This window comes from Streptomyces sp. NPDC020996 (assembly GCF_040641355.1).
In the GTDB taxonomy this organism is placed as follows: Bacteria; Actinomycetota; Actinomycetes; order Streptomycetales; family Streptomycetaceae; genus Streptomyces.
Map to the genome: position 1 here is coordinate 1 of NZ_JBFADM010000044.1, position 20544 is coordinate 20544.

Annotated in this window: 18 protein-coding genes and 1 pseudogene; 10 read left to right on the forward strand and 9 right to left on the reverse strand. The window is 74.3% G+C overall.

The genetic code is table 11. The features are described from left to right. From AB0G63_RS26395 to lnt, 4 genes and pseudogenes are all read right to left on the reverse strand, one after another. Nucleotides 1-227: pseudogene (locus tag AB0G63_RS26395) on the reverse strand (serine/threonine protein kinase); the annotation flags it as partial. Between the two features lie 76 nt (nucleotides 228-303). Continuing rightward, nucleotides 304-1104 (reverse strand): 3-hydroxybutyrate dehydrogenase, encoded by an 801-nt coding sequence (locus AB0G63_RS26400; RefSeq protein ID WP_360754806.1) that lies wholly within the window; start codon nucleotides 1102-1104, stop codon nucleotides 304-306. 54 nt (nucleotides 1105-1158) lie between these two features. Further along, nucleotides 1159-1638: an NUDIX domain-containing protein gene (locus AB0G63_RS26405; protein ID WP_360754808.1), complete on the reverse strand. Its 480-nt coding sequence runs from the start codon at nucleotides 1636-1638 to the stop codon at nucleotides 1159-1161. Nucleotides 1639-1706: 68 nt separating this feature from the next. After that, nucleotides 1707-3317 (reverse strand): apolipoprotein N-acyltransferase, encoded by a 1611-nt coding sequence (gene lnt / locus AB0G63_RS26410; RefSeq protein WP_360754810.1) that lies wholly within the window; start codon nucleotides 3315-3317, stop codon nucleotides 1707-1709. A 340-nt stretch (nucleotides 3318-3657) separates the two neighbouring features. Between lnt and AB0G63_RS26415 the strand changes: the two genes are divergently transcribed. Next, a complete protein-coding gene (locus AB0G63_RS26415; RefSeq protein WP_360754968.1) occupies nucleotides 3658-4635 on the forward strand; it encodes an O-antigen ligase family protein in 978 nt (325 codons plus the stop codon). Nucleotides 4636-4644: 9 nt separating this feature from the next. Here AB0G63_RS26415 and AB0G63_RS26420 read toward each other — a convergent pair whose 3' ends face one another. Further along, nucleotides 4645-5190 carry a hypothetical protein gene (locus tag AB0G63_RS26420; RefSeq protein WP_360754813.1) on the reverse strand — a complete coding sequence of 182 codons (546 nt, stop codon included), beginning with the start codon at nucleotides 5188-5190 and terminating at the stop codon, nucleotides 4645-4647. A gap of 129 nt (nucleotides 5191-5319) precedes the next feature. Further along, entirely contained in the window at nucleotides 5320-6105 is a 786-nt protein-coding gene (locus AB0G63_RS26425; protein ID WP_360754815.1) for an aspartate/glutamate racemase family protein, read from the reverse strand. 57 nt (nucleotides 6106-6162) lie between these two features. Here AB0G63_RS26425 and AB0G63_RS26430 point away from each other — a divergent pair, with 57 nt between their 5' ends. After that, a complete protein-coding gene (locus AB0G63_RS26430) occupies nucleotides 6163-7338 on the forward strand; it encodes a glycosyltransferase (RefSeq protein WP_360754817.1) in 1176 nt (391 codons plus the stop codon). 16 nt (nucleotides 7339-7354) lie between these two features. Here AB0G63_RS26430 and AB0G63_RS26435 read toward each other — a convergent pair whose 3' ends face one another. Beyond that, nucleotides 7355-8668 (reverse strand): TerD family protein, encoded by a 1314-nt coding sequence (locus tag AB0G63_RS26435; protein WP_360754970.1) that lies wholly within the window; start codon nucleotides 8666-8668, stop codon nucleotides 7355-7357. A 306-nt stretch (nucleotides 8669-8974) separates the two neighbouring features. Here AB0G63_RS26435 and AB0G63_RS26440 point away from each other — a divergent pair, with 306 nt between their 5' ends. From AB0G63_RS26440 to AB0G63_RS26455, 4 genes are all read left to right on the forward strand, one after another. Next, nucleotides 8975-9415, forward strand: coding sequence for a DUF6643 family protein (locus AB0G63_RS26440; RefSeq protein WP_360754820.1), 441 nt, complete (start codon nucleotides 8975-8977; stop codon nucleotides 9413-9415). Nucleotides 9416-9514: 99 nt separating this feature from the next. Then, a complete protein-coding gene (locus tag AB0G63_RS26445; RefSeq protein ID WP_360754823.1) occupies nucleotides 9515-10351 on the forward strand; it encodes an MOSC N-terminal beta barrel domain-containing protein in 837 nt (278 codons plus the stop codon). Nucleotides 10352-10722: 371 nt separating this feature from the next. Further along, the gene (locus tag AB0G63_RS26450) at nucleotides 10723-11328 is read left to right on the forward strand and encodes a hypothetical protein (RefSeq protein ID WP_360754825.1); all 606 of its coding nucleotides are present in this window, start codon (nucleotides 10723-10725) and stop codon (nucleotides 11326-11328) included. 107 nt (nucleotides 11329-11435) lie between these two features. Next, complete coding sequence (locus AB0G63_RS26455) at nucleotides 11436-13874, forward strand: right-handed parallel beta-helix repeat-containing protein (RefSeq protein WP_360754828.1); 2439 nt, start codon at nucleotides 11436-11438, stop codon at nucleotides 13872-13874. Here the strand turns inward: AB0G63_RS26455 and AB0G63_RS26460 are convergent. Then, nucleotides 13844-16195 (reverse strand): hypothetical protein, encoded by a 2352-nt coding sequence (locus tag AB0G63_RS26460; RefSeq protein ID WP_360754830.1) that lies wholly within the window; start codon nucleotides 16193-16195, stop codon nucleotides 13844-13846. The genes AB0G63_RS26455 and AB0G63_RS26460 overlap by 31 nt on opposite strands. A gap of 322 nt (nucleotides 16196-16517) precedes the next feature. Between AB0G63_RS26460 and AB0G63_RS26465 the strand changes: the two genes are divergently transcribed. Further along, complete coding sequence (locus AB0G63_RS26465; RefSeq protein WP_360754833.1) at nucleotides 16518-17336, forward strand: DeoR/GlpR family DNA-binding transcription regulator; 819 nt, start codon at nucleotides 16518-16520, stop codon at nucleotides 17334-17336. Nucleotides 17337-17487: 151 nt separating this feature from the next. Continuing rightward, nucleotides 17488-17958: an SRPBCC family protein gene (locus AB0G63_RS26470; RefSeq protein WP_360754836.1), complete on the forward strand. Its 471-nt coding sequence runs from the start codon at nucleotides 17488-17490 to the stop codon at nucleotides 17956-17958. A gap of 4 nt (nucleotides 17959-17962) precedes the next feature. Here the strand turns inward: AB0G63_RS26470 and AB0G63_RS26475 are convergent, their stop codons facing one another. Next, nucleotides 17963-19087: a PLP-dependent cysteine synthase family protein gene (locus AB0G63_RS26475; protein ID WP_360754839.1), complete on the reverse strand. Its 1125-nt coding sequence runs from the start codon at nucleotides 19085-19087 to the stop codon at nucleotides 17963-17965. A 332-nt stretch (nucleotides 19088-19419) separates the two neighbouring features. Between AB0G63_RS26475 and AB0G63_RS26480 the strand changes: the two genes are divergently transcribed. Then, the gene (locus AB0G63_RS26480) at nucleotides 19420-19743 is read left to right on the forward strand and encodes a hypothetical protein (RefSeq protein ID WP_360754841.1); all 324 of its coding nucleotides are present in this window, start codon (nucleotides 19420-19422) and stop codon (nucleotides 19741-19743) included. Between the two features lie 259 nt (nucleotides 19744-20002). Continuing rightward, on the forward strand, nucleotides 20003-20527 hold the full coding sequence (locus AB0G63_RS26485; RefSeq protein ID WP_360754843.1) for an ATP-binding protein: 525 nt from the start codon (nucleotides 20003-20005) through the stop codon (nucleotides 20525-20527). The last annotated feature ends 17 nt before the right edge of the window (nucleotides 20528-20544 follow it).

Genomic DNA, 20544 nt, shown 5'->3' on the forward strand with positions numbered 1-20544 from the left:
CGTCCGGCCGCGGCGGTCGCCGGGCCGGGGCGTTCGGCACCGGCGGTCGCCGGACCGGGGCGTTCGGCACCGGCGGTCGCCGGACCGGGGCGTTCGGCACCGGCGGTCGCCGGACCGGGGCGTTCGGCACCGGCGGTCGCCGGACCGTGGTGTTCGGCCCCGGCGGTCGCCGGGGCGGGTGGCGCGGCGCCGACCCGCTCGGCGGACTGCGTGTGATCGCGAGGCATACTCACAGGATCACCCATCGCACGACCACCCCGTCAGCCCTGTGGACAACTCGGCGGCTCAGTGGAACCGGCCCGCTCAGTGCGCGGTCCAGCCGCCGTCGAGGACGAGCGAGGTGCCGGTCACGAAGGAGGCCTGCGGGGTGCACAGGTACGCCACGGCCTCGGCGACCTCCTCGGGTTCGACGAGTCGTTTGACGGCGCTGTCCTGCAGGAGCACCTCCGTCAGCACGCGTTCCTCGGGGATGCCGTGCGCGCGGGCCTGGTCGGCGAGCTGCTTCTCGACCAGGGGAGTGCGCACATAGCCCGGATTCACACAGTTGGAGGTGACACCGTGGGGCGCCCCTTCGAGGGCCGCGGTCTTGGACAGCCCCTCCAGACCGTGCTTGGCGGAGACGTAGGCCGACTTGTAGGCGGAGGCGCGCAGGCCGTGCACGGAGGACACATTGACGATACGGCCCCACTTCTGCCCGTACATGTGGGGCAGGGCGCCGCGGATCAGCCGGAAGGGCGCCTCCAGCATCACGGTGAGCACGGTGTGGAACACGTCGGGCGGGAACTCCTCGATGGGGCGTACCAGTTGGAGCCCGGCGTTGTTGACGAGGACATCGGTGCCGGCGGCCGCCCGCTCGGCGGCGTCGAGGTCGGTGAGGTCGAGGACGTGGGGCTCGACGCCGCCCACCAGGCCGGCGGCACGGTCGGCGAGCTCCTCCAGTCCGGCGGCGTCCCGGTCGACCGCTCTGACCTTGGCCCCGGCGGCCGCGAGCCGCAGCGCACAGGCGCGGCCGATGCCGCCGGCGGCACCGGTGACGAGGGCGGTACGACCGCCGAGGTCGAGGGAGGACGCGTGGGGGGCCGCAGGGGCGGTGGGCGGGGTCATGCCTCGACCCTAGGCAGCACCCCCGCCCCACCACATGTGGTCAGCACCCACACTTCACTCGTCACTCATGGGCTGGAACCATGTGGGTTCGTCGGACAGCGCCTGCTTGATCCGGAAGTGCTGGTACTCGCCCATCTCGGGCAGCGCGTCCAGTTCGAACCAGCCGACCTCGAGGGACTCGTCGTCGTTCACACACGCCTCGCCGCCGACCGCCCGGCAGCGGAAACAGATGTCCATGAACTGGCAGATGTCGCCGTTGGGGTAGGTGACCTGCCGGCCCGACCTCACCGCGACGACACGCTCGACGACGCACCGTACGCCCGTCTCCTCGAACACCTCCCGCACGACGGCGGCCGCGGGCTGCTCGCCCGGGTCCGGGATACCGGAGATCACCGTCCACTTGCCGTTGTCCGCGCGCTGCCCCAGCAGGATCCGGCCCTCGTCGTCGAAGACGACGGCGCTGACACCCGGGAGCCAGAGCAGCTGGTGGCCGGCCGTGGTCCGTATACGGCGGATGAAGTCAGGAGTAGGCATGAGTCCGACCCTAACCGGCCGACCGCGCCGCCTCCGTGCGACGCGAGGGGCGTGCGTCCGGCGTACGGCTACGCCGCCCCGGCGCGCCGCCCGCGCACTCCGGCTGTGATCGCCCAGCCCAGTCCCCCCGCGGCGACCAGCAGCAACAGCATCTCCGGCAGGACCCCCAGTCGGGTGGCCGGCGTCTCGGAGGAGCGCAGCGGCACCTTCTGGACCAGGTGACCGGGCACGAACATGCCGGTCTTCTGGGTGATCCTGCCGTCCGGCATGATGATCGCGCTGACGCCGCTGGTGACCGGCACGGTGACCGTCCGGCTGTGCTCGACGGCGCGGACCCGGGACATGGCGAGCTGCTGGTACGTCATCTCGCTGCGGTCGAAGGTGGCGTTGTTGCTCGGCACGGAGATCAGCTGGGCGCCGTCGGCGACCTCGGAACGCACGGCCCAGTCGAAGGCGGCCTCGTAGCAGGTGACGAGGCCGACCTTGGCGCTGTCCATGGTGAACACGCCCGGCTCGGTGCCCCGGCTGAAGTCCTGGCGGACCATCGAGGTCCAGTCGCTGTTGATCGCGCCGATGAGCGAGCGCAGCGGGAGGTACTCGCCGAACGGCTGGATCTGCCGCTTGTCGTACGTCTGGGTGGGGCCCTTGACCGGGTCCCACAGGATCTGCTCGTTGTACAGCTTCCCGTCCCGTTCGACGACGCCGCCGACCGAGATCGGCACGCCGACGGCCTTGGCCGCCCGGTCGATGACGGCGCGCGCGTCGGCGTAGACGAACGGGTCGATGTCGGAGGAGTTCTCCGGCCACAGCACGAAGTCGGGCCTGGCGATCCGGCCCGCATCGACCTCGGCGGCCAGGCGTTCGGTCTCGCGGGCGTGATAGTCGAGCACGGCCCGCCGCTGGGCGTTGAACTCGAGACCGGAGCGGGGCACGTTGCCCTGGATGACGGCGACGGTGCTGTAACCGTCCTCCGCCGCGTCGCTCACCAGGGACCGGGCGGCCAGCGCGCCGACGACCGGGACGGCGACGCTCAGCAGGGCCACGGCCGCCGCGGACCGCCGCACCGCCCGGGTGCGGCGCCCCAGCACCGCCAGCCGTACCGCCTCGCACAGACCGAAGCCGCACAGCACGACCCCGAAACCGAGCACCGGGGTGCCGCCGACCGCGGCGAGCGGCAGGAAGACTCCGTCGGCCTGCCCGAACGCGATCTTGCCCCAGGGGAAGCCGTGGAACGGCACACGCGCGCGTACCGCCTCGCCGGCGATCCACACCGCGGCCGCCCAGACGGGCCACCCGGGCAGCCGCGAGACCGCGGCCACGCCCGCGCCGACCAGAGCGACGAAGACCGCCTCGATCGCCACCAGCGCCAGCCAGGGCCCGGGGCCGACCTCCACCCCGGTCCACACCAGCAGCGGGAGCAGGAAGCCCAGGCCGAACAGGTAGCCGAGGCCGAGGCCCGCCTTCCAGCCGCGTCCGCGCAGCACTCCGCCGAGGACGGCGAAGGCCGGCAGGGCCAGCCACCACACGGTGCGCGGCGGGAAACTGACGTAGAGCAGCACTCCGGAGAGCGCCGCGACGAGAGCCGGGAGGAGACGCACCAGCCGTGCCGCACGCCACCCGGGGGCGATGCGCGACTGCGACGGGGCCGACTCGTCCACGGAGGTTGCGGTGACGGTCACCCTGCGGAGTCTACGGCGGGTGACCTCGGCACGGACAGCGGCGGTCGGTGCGGCGGCGGGGGCCACTCCGGCCGGCCGGGCTCCCCCCATGAGGGCGGCGCGGTCCGAGGGCTCGATCCGGCGGCGCGATCCGGCCCGACCCGTCCACACGACGCCCCTCAGCGGTTACGGTGTGCCGGGGCCTCGGTCGCCCGGCCGTCGCGGCCGGACGGGTCCGGGGCGTGCGGGGTCGGGACGGCGGCCGGTTTCGGGGGGCGGGGTGCGTTCCACGGGGATGACGTCTGTGGCGGGTCCTGGGGAGGACGGCGACAGACGGAACGTTTCTGACGCGACGGGCGTGCTGGTGCTCGGGGCGTGCGCCGCCTGGTCGCTGATCACGGCGGGCGTGCGCGGCGGCCGCCCGGAGGGCGTGCTGCTCGCGGTGCTGGCCGTGGCCGCCGGCTACGCGACGGGCCGGATCTGCGGCGCGCTGTTGCCGGTCGCGGCCCCGTGCGCCGGGGCACTGGCCGGGGCCGGCCTCACGGTGGCCGTCCCGCGTCTCACGCCGGGCCCGCAGATCGCCGTACCGCTCGGACACGCCGGAGCCACCGCCGCCCTGCTGGTGCTCTCCACGGGCGCCGCGTGCTGCGCCGCCTGGGCCGCCGCACCGGGCCGGCGGCCGGCCCTCGGCGCGCTCGCGGCCGGCATCACGGTCACCGCGGCCGTCCTCGGGTCGGTCACCGGGTTCGTCGCCTGCGCCGCCGTGCTGCTGTGCTCGCTCGCCGCCGGCCGGGTGCACCGCCGCGGCCCGGGCATCGCGGGCCTGGCGCTGAGCGCGGCCCTGATCACCGCGGGAACCTGGGCCGTGGCCGGGGACGCGCTGCCGGGCGGGCTCGCCCGGTTCCTGGAGGGCCCGCTGACCCAGCACCGGATCGGGCTGTGGCACGACGCCTCGGGGCTGGCACGCCGGGACGCCGCCCTCGGCGTGGGCCCGGGACGGTTCGGCGACCTGAGCCCGACGGCGCTCCGGACACTGCTGCCGGACGGCAAGCCGCACTCGGCGCCGCTGCAGCAGGCGGCGGAGCAGGGAGTCGTCGGCGTGCTGCTGCTGGCGGCGGCCTTCTGCTGGGTGCTGTACGCGCTGTGGCGTTCCGCCCGCCCCACGCCCGTGGCGCTCAGCGCGGGCGCGGCCCTGACCGCGGTGGCGGGCATCGCCTCGGTCGGCAACGCTCTCAGCTTCACCGCCGTCTCGGCCGGCGCGGGCGTCCTGGCGGGTCTGGCGACGGCACGTCCGCTGACCGACGACGCACCGGGACGCGCCGGCCGGGCGCGGGCCTGAGCCCGCCGGTCAGTGCGAGGCGGCGGACGGGCCGGGACGCAGGCGGTCCCGGATGACCCGGACCGCGGACTCGGCGTCGTCGACGGTCACGGTGAAGGTGTGCCCGTCCCACAGACGCAGTACGACGCCCTCACCGCGGCGCACGACCACGGCGGTGCCCTTCTCGGGCCGCCAGCGGTAGCCCCAGCCGCCCCAGTGACGTGGCGTGACGTGCGCGTCGTACTCCGCGCCGGCGACCTGCGAGAGGGGGATGCGGCGGCGCGGCACGCCGATGTGGCCGCAGCGCACCTCCACGCACTCCCTGTCCAGCCGCAGGTCGACGTGCACGAAGGCGAGGGTGCCGAAGAGGACCAGCAGCCCGGCGGCGATGCAGCCGACCACCGACATGACGAGCGGAGCGGCGCCGGACGACCAGGCCGAGTCGACGGCCAGCTCGATGCCGAGCGCCATGCAGGCGGCGCCGCCGAGCGCCAGCAGCCACTGCATCCGGTTGGTGGCGCGTCCGGTCCAGACGTCCGGGGGCTTGGCGGAGTGGCGGTGGGGGTGGTCCCTCATGACTACGAGGTTACTCAGGTTTCGCTGCGCGGACACCGGGTCGCGGAGAGTGACGCGACACACCGGAGGGAGTGTGACGCCACCCGCCGGAGCCGGCGCGGACGGCCGGCTTCCGGATCGCGCCGCGGGTCATCCGGCGGGCGTGACCGCCTGCAGCAGCTGTCCCTCGTCGTAGGCCAGGGCGGGTTCCGGAAGCACGCCCTCGCGTCCGCTGAGCAGCACGGTGAGGGTGCCGGACGCCGCGGCCCCGGTGGCGGGCTGCTCGCCGAGCCGGCGCAGCGCCTGCGCGGCCACGGCGCCCGCCGAGCCGTGCAGGACGAGCGGCGGGCGGCCGGGGCGCTGCACGGCGGCGCGGATGCGTTCGGCGACGAGTTCGTAGTGGGTGCAGCCCAGGACGACGCTCGTCACGTCGCCGGGGGTGAGCGCGGCCGCCGCGGCGACCGCGGTGTCGATCGCCGCCTGGTCCGCGTGCTCGACGGCCTCCGCGAGACCGTGGCACGGCACCTCGGTGACCTTCACTCCGTCGGCGAATTCGGCGATGAGGTTGCGCTGGTAGGGGCTGCCGGTGGTGGCGGGCGTGGCCCAGATCGCGAGGGGGCCGCCGCCGGACGCGGCCGGCTTGATCGCCGGGACGGTGCCGATGACGGGCACGCCGGGTTCCAGCAGGGCGCGCAGGGCGGGCAGGGCGTGGACGCTGGCGGTGTTGCAGCCGACGATCAGGGCGTCGGGCCGGTGCGCGGCGGCGGCCTCGGCGACGGCCAGGGCGCGCGCGGTCAGGTCCTCGGGGGTCCTGGGGCCCCAGGGCATGCCGTCGGGGTCGAGGGACAGGACGAGATCCGCGTCGGGCCGCAGGCGCCGTACCGCGGCGGTGGCCGCCAGCAGACCGATTCCGGAGTCCATGAGCGCGATCTTCACCCGGTCACGATAGACGATGGGCCCTCGGCGGCCCGTCGGTTGGGGCAGACTGCGGACGTGAGCCCCGTCGCGTGGACCGCCGCCGTATCCCTCGCCGCCTGGCTGTGGCTGCTGCTGTGCCAGGGGTTCTTCTGGCGCACGGACGTAAGGCTGCCGCCACGCGAGGAGCCCGGCGACTGGCCGACTGTGTGCGTCGTCGTGCCCGCGCGCGACGAGGCCGCCGTGCTGCCCGAGAGCCTGCCGTCCCTGCTCGCGCAGGACTACCCGGGACGCGCGGAGGTCTTCCTCGTCGACGACGGCAGCCGTGACCGCACCGGGGAACTCGCCCGCGAGCTGGCGCGCGAGCACGGCGGCCTGCCCCTGACCGTCGGCTCGCCCGGCGAGCCCCCGGCCGGCTGGACGGGCAAGCTGTGGGCCGTGCGGCACGGCATCGCGCTGGCACGCGCACGGGACCCCGAGTACCTGCTGCTGACGGACGCGGACATCGCGCACGCGCCGGACAGCCTGCGGCAGCTGGTCGCCGCCGCCCGCACCGGCGGGTTCGACGTCGTGTCGCAGATGGCGCGGCTGCGGGTGGAGAGCCTGTGGGAGCGGCTCGTGGTGCCCGCCTTCGTCTACTTCTTCGCCCAGCTGTACCCGTTCCGCCGGATCGGCAGGAAGGCGGCGCGGACGGCGGCCGCGGCGGGCGGCTGCGTCCTGCTGCGCGCGGACACCGCCGAGCGGGCGCGCGTCCCGGACGCCATCCGGCACGCGGTGATCGACGACGTGGCTCTCGCGCGCGCGGTCAAGGCGGGCGGCGGGCACGTCTGGCTCGGGCTGGCCGAGCGGGTGGACAGCGTGCGGCCGTATCCCCGCCTGCACGACCTGTGGCGGATGGTGTCGCGCAGCGCGTACGCCCAGTTGCGGCACAGTCCGCTGCTGCTGGCGGGCACGGTCGCCGGGCTGGTGCTGGTCTACCTGGTGCCGCCCGTGACGCTCGCCGTGGGAGCGGCCGCCGGCGACGCGGCGGCCGCGGCCCTCGGCGGCCTGGCGTGGCTGGTGATGGCGGGGACGTACGTGCCGATGCTCCGCTACTACCGCCAGCCGCTGTGGCTCGCGCCGCTGCTGCCGTTCACCGCCTTCCTCTACCTGCTGATGACGGTCGACTCCGCGGTGCAGCACAGCAGGGGGCGCGGTGCGGCCTGGAAGGGCCGCACCTACGCCCGCCCGGACGCCGCGCCCGACGAGGGGTGACGGCGGGGACCGGCGGCTACTTGCGGCCGGGCGTCCAGTTCATGCCCCAGCCGTAGGCGTGGTCGACGGTCCGCTGCGGGCTCACCCCTCGCTCGGGCACCAGGTAGCGGGCCTCGCGCTGGACGACCAGGTCCTGGCCGGTGTTGGTGATCAGAGCGAGGGCGCACACGGGCGAGGGGACCGTGCACTCGTCGAGCGAGAAGTCGATCGCGGCGCCGAACTGCGGCTGGAGGGTGACCGTGGCGTGCAGGTCGGCGAAGGAGCGGGCGCCCTCGTAGATCGTCACGAAGACGAGGATCCGCCGGAAGGCCTGCTTGTGGTCGAGGTTGACGGTGAGGTTCTCACCGGTCTCGACGGCGCCGGTGCGGTCGTCGCCGTCGAGGTGGATGTACGGCGGCTGGTGCAGCGATCCGAAGGCGTTGCCGAGGGCCTGGACGACTCCCTTGCTGCCGTCGGTGAGCTCGTACAGGGCGCACAGGTCGAGGTCGAGGTCGGAGTGCATGGCGACCGCGCGGCCGCGTTTGCTGCCCCAGCCGGAGAACTGTTTGCGCACCTGCCAGTTGAGGTTCACCCGCATGGCGCCCGAGGTGCCGCCCTGCTTGGCGAGCGAGACCGCGGGGGCCGCCTTGGTGAGCGTCACCTTGGTCAGCCGGACCGGCGCCGCGGGGACGGCCGGCTGCGGGGGCGGGGGCATGGTGACCGGCGGCGGCATGGTCACCGGGGGCGCGACCGGCGGGGGCATCGTCACCGGAGGGGCGACCGGCGGGGCCGCCGGGGCGGGGGCGGGGGCGGCCGGGCGGGCCGCGTGCTGCGGCTCGTCCACCGTGATCCCGTAGTCGGTGGCCAGTCCCTCCAGGCCGCTGCCGTATCCCTGCCCGACGGCACGGAACTTCCAGGCTCCCTGACGGCGGTAGAACTCTCCCAGCACGAAAGCGGTCTCCACACTCGCGCCCGCGCTGTCGAACCGGGCGACCACGCCGTCCCGCGCGGCGTCGCGGACCTCGATGTACAGGCCCGGGACCTGCCCGAACGTGCCGCCGTCCGCGGACGCCACGACGACGACGGTCTCGATCGCGGGCTCCACGCGCGTGAGGTCGACGAGCAGGGTGTCGGTGACGCCGCCCGCGGTGTTGCGCTTGCCCTCGTGGCGGACCGCGCCCGAGGCGTGCAGCGGCTGGTTGTAGAAGACGAAGTCGCCGTCGGAGCGGACCTTGCCGCCCACCAGCAGGAGCGCCGAGGCGTCCGCGTCCGGCACGCCCGGCCCGCCGCGCCAGCCCAATTCGACCCTCAGTGCCGTGGTCGGCACCGGAGTATTTGATCCTTTCGGCATTGACATGTCCGCCCCCATCACGTGTCAGCACGCGAGTCCGCGTCCCGGCAGCCCTTCGGTTCTCCCGCACAACCTATTCCCTGGGGCCGCCAACTCACATGAGGGGCGAGGGAAGACCGGCGACCAACCCGCCGGTAACCCGCCCGGAACTTGGGCTTTACCCGATCCGAACACCACCCGGACCCGGATCCGCGCCCCTTTTTGCCAAGTTCGATCGCATTGGGCGTCGGGAGTCACTGCCGACGCGCAAAACAACCCTCTTATCGGTCTCCCCAATCAGCACATCGTGGGCTTAACTTATGTGCCATGACCTCCCCCCGCTCCACTTATGGCGGCGGCTACTACTCCGCCTCCTTCCCGGACACCCCGATCTACGACTCGCTCGTCGCCGAGCGGGGCACCCCGCAGATCGCCCCGATCCGGGTCCCCGCCGCGTACGACATGCCGGGCAGTCATCTGCCGGCCCTGCCGTCGGCTCTGCCCGCCCTGCCGTCGGCCCCGTCCCAGCCCTCCTACGGATACCCGCAGGCGCAGCAGCCGGCTCCGTTGCAGCAGGCGCCCGCGGCCTACATCCCGCAACAGGCCTCCGCGCAGCGCGGTTACCCCGGCCCGCAGCAGCCGCAGCCGCCGCGCCCGGTGGCGGCGACCGGCATGGGCTACGAGGCGATGCGGCCCGCCGCTCCACGGCCCGCCACGCCCTCGTACCAGGACCCGTACAACAACCAGCAGCAGTACCGCGGTTACTAGGACCGCGGCTCGGCTGCCGCGCCCCGCGGTTCCGGCGTGCGCGCCGGACGGGCCCGGCCGCCGTCCCCGGCTGTCGCTGCCGCCTGGCACGATGGCCGCATGGGGAACGCGCTGCTGCAGTCGATACACGTCCATCCGGTCAAGGCGTTCCGGGGCGTCTCGCCCCGGGAGGCCATGGTGGAACCCTGGGGGCTGGCCGGAGACCGGCGCTGGGTGCTGATCGACCACGGGGGAAAGGTCGTCACCCAGCGTCAGCAGCCGCGCCTCGCGCTGGCCGCCGCCGAGCTTCTGCCCGGCGGCGGCGTTCGCCTGTCCGCGCCCGGCGCCGACCCGTTGAGCGTCGCGGTCCCGCGCCCGGACGGCACCGTGCCGGTGGAGATCTTCGGGGACAAGGTCGAGGGCGTCCCGGCCGACGATCCGGCCGCGCACGCCTGGTGCAGCGCCTACCTCGGCGCCGACGTGCGCCTCGTGCACATGGACGACCCGGCGACGCGCCGGCCCGTGGACCCGGCGTACGCCCGGCCCGGCGAGACGGTGAGCTTCGCCGACGGCTACCCGCTGCTGCTCGCCTCGGCCGCTTCGCTGGACGCCCTCAACTCCCTGATCGCGCAGGGCGAGTACCCGGCCGAGGGCCCCCTGCCGATGAACCGGTTCCGGCCGAACGTGGTCGTGGCCGGCGCCGACGCCTGGGCCGAGGACGACTGGACGCGCCTCGCCATCGGGGACGTCGTCTTCCGCGTCGCCAAGCCGTGCGGGCGCTGCGTGGTGACCACCACCGACCAGGAGACCGCGCGGCGGGGCAAGGAGCCCCTGCGCACGCTCGGCCGCTACCGCCGCTTCGGCGGCGGTCTGCTGTTCGGGCAGAACCTCGTCCCGCTCACCCGCGGCACCCTCCGCGTCGGCGACCCGGTGAGGATCCTCGACCCGGCGGCCTGACGAACCGGCTTCCGGACACGGCCGACCGGCGCCCCGCCGGGACGAACGGGCGGCCCGGTACGGCGACCCCGGAGCCACTGCGACGGCGACACCGCGCAGGTGGCCGGAAAGATCCGGACAACGTGCGGCGGGCGGGAACCGGCAGCCGGAGGCCGCGCGTTGAGTCGTCGTGAGGAGTCCGAGGATTCCTGATCCGAGGAGTGCTGAGGAGTGCTGAGGAGTGCTGAGGAGTCCTGAGGCTTCCTGAGGAGTCCTCAGACGTCCTGATCGAGGGCCCGGTCGGTCGGCAGTGATGTCGCTCTCTTTCGACCGGGTCCGCGGGCGAGCGGCTCCGCCGGGGGTTATCACGGAGCGGGAGGGGGTGCGAGACGGTGCGAGCTATCGGCGGGCTCCGGCGCTGGCGGCGCAATCCGCTGCGCCGTACGACCGACCTGGTCGAGGCCTGGGTGGCGCTGGTCGCCCTGCTGCTGATGCTGGCCGTCGCGCCCCTCGTCGGCACGCTCGCCGGCGGCGCCGCCCAGCAGACCCTGCAGCGGTCCGTGCGGGAACAGCACCGGGCCCGCCACCTGGTGACGGCCACCGTGGTGCGCAAGCTGGACCGCGCCCCGCTGGACACCGACCCCGAGACCTCCTCGGCGCGGGACCTGCGCAGCCGCGTGCTCGCCGAGTGGACCGGACCGGACGGCTCCGCGCACCGCGAAGTGGCCATCGCCGGGCTGGTGTCACCGCACGCGGGCGACCGCTTCGCGATATGGACGGACCGTCAGGGCCGCATAGCGGCCCGGCCGCTGGACTCGGCCACGGCGACCACGCACGCGGTCCTCGCCGGCGTCGGCGCCGCGCTGCTGACCGCCGGCGTCGTCGAGTGCGCCCGGCGGCTGATCGTCTGGCGCATGGTCCGCCGCAGGTACGCGCGTTGGGACCGGGCCTGGGAGCAGGCGGGCCCGGACTGGGGCAGGACCGGCACCGGCAGCTGACGGCCTTCGGACTGTGGTCAACCCACCCCCCTCGCGCACGCTACGGTGGACCGGCCGAAGCATTCGGCGACAACCCGCGTCGACACAGGTGGGGGCACAGCAACGCCATGGCACAGGGCACGGTCCAGGTGACGCACACCGGCACGTCGCGGTGGCGGCGCCGCACGGGTGAGTACGCATCGCTCGCCGCCGCTCTGGAGGCCGCGGCCGACGGTGACGTCCTCACCGTCGCCCCCGGCACCTACCGGGAGAACCTCGTCGTCCAGCGGGCGGTGACGCTGCGCGGCCCCGAGGGCGCCCCCGGCTCGGTGCGGATCGCGCCCGTGGACGGGGTGCCGTTGACCGTGCGTGCCTCGGCGGTGGTGCAGGACCTGTACGTGGAGGGCCAGGACGCGGCCGCGCCCGCGCTGCTCGTCGAGGAGGGCGCGCCGGAGCTGACGGACGTCCGGGTCGTGACGCGGTCCGCGGCCGGCATCGAGGTACGCGCGGGCGCGCGGCCGACCGTGCGCCGGTGCACCGTCGACAACCCGGCGGGCATCGGCATCGCCGTGGTCGACGGCGGGGGCGGCGTGTTCGAGGAGTGCGAGGTCGTCGCGGCCGGGCAGGCGGGCGTCGCGGTGCGCGGCGGCGCGCACCCGCGCCTGGAGCGCTGCCGGATCCACCACGCCTCCGGCTCGGGTCTGACCGCCACCGGTGAGAACTCGGCACTGGAGGCGGTGGGTTGCGAGGTGTACGAGGTCCGTGGCAGCGGCGTCCAGGTCACCGGCCGTGCCACCGCGCACCTCACCGACTGCGATGTGCACCGCACCACGGCGGACGGCGTCACCCTCGACACGGAGGCGGTGCTCACCCTCGCCGACTGCCGCATCCACGACATCCCGGAGAACGCGGTCGACCTGCGTTCCCGCTCGGTCCTCACCCTGACCCGCACGTCGGTGCGTCAGTTCGGGCGCAACGGGCTGTCGGTGTGGGACCCCGGCACCCGCGTCGACGCCAACCAGTGCGAGATCTTCGACAGCACCGGCGACTACCCGGCCGTGTGGGTCAGCGACGGCGCGACCGCGGTCCTCGACTCGTGCCGGGTGCACGACGTGCCGGACGCCCTGTTCGTCCTCGACCGCGGTTCGCGGGCGGACGTCGTCGACAGCGACCTGTCGCAGGTGCGCAACACGGCGGTGTCGGTGAGCGACGGCGCGACCGCGCAGCTCGACGACTGCCGCATCCGGGACGCCGCGACGGGCGCCTGGTTCCGCGACCACGGCAGCGGCGGCACCCTCAACAACTGCACCGTGGACGGCACGCAGACCGGCGTGATCGTCACCAAGGGCGCCGACCCCACCATCGAGCGGTGCACGGTCGACTCCCCCGCCGAGGCCGGCTTCTACGTGTCGGCGGGCGGCCGCGGCTCCTTCCTGAACTGCCGGGTGACGGGCAGCGGCGGATACGGCTTCCACGTGATAGACGGCTGCCGTACGACGCTGAAGAAGTGCCGCACGGAGCGGTGCGCGCGCGGCGGCTACGAGTTCGCGGACGCCGGTGCGGACGCCGCGCCCGGCGCCGGTCCGGTGGTCGAGGACTGCACCAGCGACGAGAGCGCGGGGGTGCGTCCGCCCACGGCCCGGGAGACCGTCACGCAGACGACCGCCCCGTCCGGCGGCCTGCTGGGCACGGTCCCCGGCCCCCGCAGCGGCGACACGGCGCCGGTGGCCGCCGCCACGCAGCCGGAGCAGCCGGCGCGGGCCTCGCAGGACGTGCTCGGCGAACTCGACGCGCTGGTGGGCCTGGAGAGCGTCAAGCGGGAGGTGCGCGCCCTCATCGACATGATCGAGGTGGGCCGGCGCCGCCAGCGGGCGGGGCTGAAGGCGGCCTCGGTCAAGCGGCACCTGGTCTTCACCGGCTCCCCCGGCACCGGCAAGACCACGGTCGCCCGCCTCTACGGCGAGATCCTCGCCTCCCTCGACGTCCTGGAGAAGGGCCACCTGGTCGAGGTGTCCCGGGTCGACCTGGTCGGCGAGCACATCGGCTCCACGGCGATCCGCACCCAGGAGGCCTTCGACAAGGCGCGCGGCGGTGTGCTGTTCATCGACGAGGCCTACGCGCTGTCCCCGGAGGACGCCGGCCGGGACTTCGGCAAGGAGGCCATCGACACCCTGGTGAAGCTGATGGAGGACCACCGGGACGCGGTCGTCGTGATCGTCGCGGGCTACACGGCCGAGATGGAGCGGTTCCTGTCGGTCAACCCCGGTGTCGCCTCGCGCTTCTCACGGACCATCACCTTCGGCGACTACGGTCCCGAGGAGCTGCTGCGGATCGTGGAGCAGCAGGCCGACGAGCACGAGTACCGGCTCGCGCCGGGCGCGTCGGAGGCCCTGCTGAAGTACTTCACCGCCCTGCCGAAGGGGCCCGCGTTCGGCAACGGCCGTACGGCCCGGCAGACCTTCGAGGCGATGGTGGAGCGGCACGCTAGCCGGGTCGCGCAGCTGGCCGAGCCGGACACCGACGACCTGACCCTGCTCTACGCCGAGGACCTGCCCGAGTCCTCCTGAGGGCGCGGGCCGGGCAGTCCGGGCCGCAGCCGGGCCAGCAGCCGCTCGCGTTCCTCGGCGAACGCCGGGTCCGCCTGGTAGTCGGAGTGGCCGAGGATCGGGGCGGGCAGCGGATGACGCGCGGTGCGGCCGTAGGCCAGCGGGTCCTTCAGCGGGGGGCGGTCCACCTCGGGCCCGCAGTCGCCGGGCAGCCGGACCGGGCCGCCGATGGGGTCGGTGGGCCGGTAGAGGTTGCGCCAGCAGTCGACCTCGTGGTGCAGGCCGGTGAGCGCGGCCGGGCCGAAGTGGGCCGGGAACCAGCGGCCGTAGAGGCGTTCCAGCGGGGAGCCGTAGGTCAGCAGGGCGATCCGTTTGCGGTCGGCGGGCCCCAGCTGCCAGGCTGCGGCGGCCGCGAGCACGCTGCCCTGCGAGTGGCCGGAGAGCACGAGCCGGCCGCCGGTGGCGCGCGTCCAGGCCGCCATCCGCCAGGTCAGGTCGGGCACCGCGCGCTCGGCGTAGCAGGGCGGCGCGAAGGGGTGGGCGGCCCGGGGCCAGAAGGTGCCGACGTCCCACAGGATGCCGATGGTGCGCCGTGCGGAGGCGTCCTTGTAGGCGCGTCTGCCCCAGGTGACGAACAGGATGAAGCCGAACCCGATCAGCCAGGAGCCCAGCGCTTGCGAGGTCGCCGCGGCGCCCTGCACGAACGTCGGGGCGTGCCCGGCGGCCTGGCCGGGCGCCTTCTCGGTGAACTGCGCGCCGAGGAGGGCACCGGCGCCGAGGACCAGGGTGGCGACGGAGACGACGGCGACGACCAGGGGGCCGCGGTCGGTGAGCGCGGCCATCGCGCGGGTGGTCGCGATGCGGCGGGTGCGCGCCGTGTCCTTGGGCTCGCCGGGGTAGTCGTGCTCCACCCGGCCCAGCTCGCCGCGCCGCAGCAGCCAGGTCCGCCGTCCCAGCCGGCCGCACAGCACCAGTACGACGACGAGCAGCAGGGGAATCACGGACGCCTGCCAGGTGAGCAGGACGGGCGGGCCGTCGATGGAAGCGCCGGTGCCGTCGAGCCAGTCGGACACCCGCTGCGCCACCCCGCCGGACATCACCCCGCCGAGCGCGCAGGCCAGCAGGGCGACGGCGGGTCCGCCGAGGCCCCGCATCGCGGCGCGGGGGTCCGGGTGGGTGCGGTACAGCAGGCGGGCGGTCACGCCGAGGGCGATCACGAGCAGGCCCTGGAGCAGGGCGATGCCGCCGAACGTGGTGTGGCCGCCCGCCAGTCGGCCCGCCGACCGCCATCCCGGGCGCTCCCAGCCGGCGTAGACCACGGTCAGCGCCAGCAGGGCCAGCGCGGTGAGCGGCAGGCGGCGCACCAGATGCTCGTCGAGGTGGCGGTCGAGGCGGTTCTCACTGCGGCCGCGGCGGCAGACCACCCACAGCACGGCGGCGTCGGCGGCGACGAACGCCGCCTGCAGGCCCCGGCCCAGCACGTCGAGCACCGCCGGTCCGCCGGGTGCCCGGTCGAAGCGCGCCGCGGCCGAGCCGACCGCGGCGGCCACCGTCAGCAGCCCGGCGGCGGTGTGGGCGGCGCGCAGCCGGGCGACCAGCCGCCGCCCGTACCAGAAGCCGGGACGGCCCAGCGCGGTACGGCCGGTCTCCTCCTCCGGCTCGTCGGTCCGGGAGAGCGGCTGCTGGGACTCGTACGCGCTCCAGGTGCGGTGGGAGAGATACCACAGCAGGCCGGTGAGCGCGGCCGGCACCGCCGCGGCGAGGGCGAGCCTGCGCCCGGGCCGGCTCCACCAGCCGGCGTGCGCCGCGTCGGGCGAGAGGAAGCCCAGCCAGGAGTGCCGTTCGGCGCACGCGCGCGTGCCCGCGCACTGCCAGGCGACGAGGTCCAGGGCGACCTCGCAGGCCGCCGCGACCAGCAGCACCGTCAGGGTCAGTCCGGCGAGCCGCACCAGCAGGCCGTACAGGCGGACCGTGCGGCCTCGCCCGCGGGCGGTGGGGCGCATCCAGTGCGCGAGGTTGACGACCATGAACGGCAGCAGCAGGAGCCACAGGGCGCGGCTGCTGTCGCCGGAGGTGAGGTTGCACCAGACGTACGCCTCCGGCACGGGTCTGCCGCGGTGTTCGCCGGGTCTGCTCTCCGCGTCGGCGTCGACGGCGCGCCGGAAGACGGCCGCCGTGTGGTCACCGGTGACCCGCACCGTGCGCGGGTCGTCGAGCATCTTCTCGGGCGTGGTGCCGCCGACTCCGTGCACCAGGAGTTCGAGGGCGGCTGCGGATTCCCCGGACCGCGCGGCGGGGCCGTCCGTCCCGCCGGCCGAGGCACGTTCCTGCGCACGTTCCACTGTCGCACTTCCCCGTGACGCGCCGTTGCGTTGTGCGTGCGGGCACAGGATCTCCGCTGGGAGGGCGGTTCACACCTGTCGTTACCGAATCTCGCCTGTCCGGGTGACCGGAGCGGGACGCACGGGAAACGGGTGGCGGGTGTGCGCTGGGGGCCGCCGGTGGCGCCGCTGTCCGCGAGGCGTGCGAGGATGGGACGCCCGCGCACCGGGGCCGGGAGAACGTCCTGGTCGACGAGGGTCCCCCCGGGTTCGGGCGGAGCCGAGGATCCGGGGAGGATACGCGGGGTGTGGCGGACCGCTTGACGAAAGGACCGGAGCGTACGTGAGCGAGAATCAGAACCTCCTCGCGGAGCAGCGGCGCGCCCTGATCCTGGACGAGGTGCGACGCCGGGGCGGCGTGCGCGTGAACGAGCTGACGCGCAAGCTCGGCGTGTCGGACATGACGGTACGCCGCGACCTGGACGCGCTGGCCCGGCAGGGCATGCTGGAGAAGGTGCACGGCGGAGCGGTGCCCGTGGTGGAGGCGAGCACCCACGAGCCGGGGTTCGAGGCCAAGTCGGGGCTGGAGCTGACCGCCAAGGAGGACATCGCGCGGACGGCGGCCCAACTGGTGGCGCCGGGCACCGCGATCGCGCTGTCGGGGGGCACGACGACGTACGCGCTGGCCCACCATCTGCTCGACGTGCCGGACCTCACCGTCGTCACCAACTCGGTGCGGGTGGCCGACGTCTTCCACGCGGCGCAGCGCACCTCGGGCCCCCGGCAGGGCGCGGCCACGGTGGTGCTGACCGGTGGCGTGCGCACCCCGTCGGACTCGCTGGTCGGCCCGGTGGCCGACCGGGCCATCGGGGCGCTCCACTTCGACCTGCTGTTCCTCGGGGTGCACGGCATATCCGTCGAGGCGGGTCTGTCGACGCCGAACCTCGCCGAGGCGGAGACCAACCGCCGGCTGGTTCAGTCGGCGCGGCGTGTGGTGGTGGTCGCGGACCACACCAAGTGGGGTGTGGTGGGGCTGAGTTCGTTCGCGGAGCTGGAGCAGGTCGACACCCTGGTGACGGACGCGGGTCTGCCGGAGCCGGCCCGCGCGGAGATCTCGGAGCAGCTGCGGCGGCTGGTGGTGGCGGGCGAGCCGGAGGACTGATCCGGCGGGACGGTGCGGGCAGCCGGCCGGACGGTCCAAGGGTCCGGCCGAAGGTGCAGGCATCCGGCCGGACGGTGCAGACATCCGGCGGGCCGCCGGATATCGTGCCGCCGACAGGCCGACCGCCCTTCCCCTCAAGGGGGTTATGTCCATGCCGCGCCGACTGCGTCCCGTCGGGCTCGACTTCCTCGAGACCGCGCCCGTCCGACTGGTCTTCGCCCGGGAGGTCCGCGCCGCCCCGGACGCGGTCTACCGCGCGCTCGCCGAGGACGTGCCGGGCTGGGCGGAGTGGTTCGCGGCGGTGACCGCGGCCCGGCCGCTCGACGACGGCGCCCGGCGCGAGATCCGGCTCAGGGGCGGCACGCGTCTGGAGGAGACGGTCCTCGCCGCCGAGAAGGCGCGGGTGTACGCCTACCGCGTGGACGCGACCGGCGCGCCGGGGCCACGGGCGCTCGCGGAGGAGTGGCGGCTCGTGCCCGCCGGCGACGGAACGCGCGTGCGGTGGACCTTCGCCGCGGACGGGTCGGCGCCCTTCCGGCTGGTGGTGAAGGCCGCTCGGGCGGGCCTCGGCCGTGCTTTCCGGGACGCGGTCACCTCGCTGGACCGGCGCCTGACGCGCTGAGGGCTCAGCCGGACCAGACTCCGGTCCGCAGCAGGGACTCGATCGCCGCGGTGTGGGGCGCGATGTCCAGGTCCTGTTCGGCGAGCCAGGCGTCCGAGTAGTACTTGTCCAGGTACCGGTCGCCCGGGTCGCACAGCAGCGTCACCACGCTCCCCCGGCGCCCCTCGGCCACCATCTCGGCGACGATCTTCAGCGCGCTCCACAGCCCGGTGCCGGTCGAGCCGCCGGCCCGACGGCCGATGACCCGCTCCAGGGCCCGTACGGCGGCGATGGCGGCCGCGTCGGGCACCTTCATCATCCGGTCGATCGCGCCGGGCAGGAAGCTCGGCTCCATGCGGGGGCGGCCGATGCCCTCGATGCGGGAACCGCAGTCGCAGGTGACGTCCGGATCACCCGTGCTCCAGCCGTCGAAGAAGCACGAGTTCTCCGGGTCGGCGACGCAGACGCGGGTGTCGTGCTGCATGTAGTGGACGTAGCGGGCGATGGTCGCCGAGGTGCCGCCGGTGCCGGCCGTGGCGACGATCCAGGCCGGCTCCGGGAACCGCTCCAGCTCCAGCTGGCGGAAGATCGACTCGGCGATGTTGTTGTTGCCGCGCCAGTCCGTGGCCCGTTCGGCGTAGGTGAACTGGTCCATGTAGTGGCCGCCGGTCTCGGCCGCCAGTCGGGCCGACTCCTCGTACATGCTGCGCGGGTCGTCCACGAAGTGGCACTGTCCGCCCTGGAACTCGATGAGACGGCACTTCTCGGCGCTGGTCGTGCGCGGCATGACCGCGACGAAGGGCACGCCGATCAGCTTGGCGAAGTACGCCTCCGAGACGGCCGTCGAGCCGCTGGACGCCTCGATCACCGGTCGGCCGGGCCGGATCCAGCCATTGCACAGGGCGTAGAGGAAGAGCGAGCGGGCGAGCCGGTGCTTGAGGCTGCCGGTCGGGTGCGTCGACTCGTCCTTCAGATACAGGTCGACCCCCCACTTCTCGGGCAGCGGGAACCGGAGCAGGTGGGTGTCGGCGGACCGGTTGGCGTCCGCCTGAACCTTGCGCACCGCTTCTTTCAGCCAGCCGCGGTAGGTCTCGTCGCTGCGGTCGATGTCGAGGGTCACGCCGTCCGGGATCTGCTGGGAAATGGTCACGGCGGTGCTCCTCACGCAGGGCCGCACACGGGGGAAGGCACGGCCGTCGCACCGATGATAGACATCTCACGCACGCTTCTCACCTGCATAAACGCTGCTTTGAGCAGCCCAAAGACCGGCCTGGGGCACAGGGGGCGCAAGGGGGTGGGGGCGCATTCACGCGTGTGCTCCGGGCGCGCTGGGTGAGGCCCCCGTGCGCACTGGTGCCCGACGCCGGGCGCGGGCAGACTGCAGCGGACGGAGACACACTGGATCACCATGCGAGCGGCTGGACCGCGGCCCGCCCGGGCGGGCGGTCGGCGCACCGGACACGTACGAGGGGGTGGGGCGGCATGGCCGAGCCGGAGTTCACGGCCACGGGCGTGCGGATCGGGAAGCGGCTGCGTTCGCTCACCCGGGCCGGACAGGTCCGGATCAGCGGCGGCAGGGTCGAACTGCTCACCAGCTACGGCAGCGAGATCGACAGCGCGCCGGTGCGGGCGGTGCGCGCCTCGCGGCCCTGGTTCGCGCCGCAGGACCGGGCGCTCGCGGACCTCGGCGGCAAGCGGTACCTGCTGACCCTGGGCGATCACGACCCCGCTCCGGGCGAGGCGGGACCGCCCGCGGCACGCCGGTTCATCGAGGCCGTCCGCGACGCGGCCCGGCGTGGCGGCTGAGCGCGTCCCGCGCCGCCCGGCGGACCGGCCGGCGCGGGACGCGCGGGAGCCGCGGAATACGCGGGATCCGCGGACGGTCCGCGCGAGTTGCGGTGTCGCGCCCCTTGCGCCACGCTGGTCACACGTCACTCTGGGTTTACCGGCGATAACGCTGCGAACCAGCCCGCCGGGCACGACAGCAGGCGGCCTTTTCCATTCTGGCGCTGCTGGATCCGAACTCCGTGTTCTTCCGGACCCTTCAAGTCGGGGAGTCGCAGCCGTGATCAGTCACCCAAGCAGGCACTGCGCGGTAGAGCTGCAAGCCCTGCCGTCGCGGATCGGCCAGGTCCGCAGAATCCTCTCAGCGCAGTTGCGCTACTGGCATCTGGACACCCTCATCGACCGCGCCGTGCTCGGTGTGACGGAGCTGTTGACCAACGTCCACCGGCACGCCCAACCCGACAAGGTGTGCACCGTCGAGATAGAGCTGCTGCTGGACCGGCTCATGGTCTCGGTGCGCGACCACGACCCCCGGCTGCCCGAGGTACGGGACGTCGGCCCCGGCGCCACCAGCGGGCGCGGGCTCGCCATGGTGGCCGCCATGAGCGAGAGCTGGGGCGCGCGCCCGGACGGCGAGTCGGGCAAGGTCGTCTGGTTCACCCTGCCCACCTCGCCGGTCACCGCCGCCGCCCGACCCCCGCGCCGCACGGCCGACACGCCGGCCCGCCGGTTCGCCGAGGTCGAACCCGTGGCCGACGGCCACAGGAACGCACACGCTCCCGCCCGGTCCGCCGTCGCAGGCTGACCGGGCGGTGAGACATC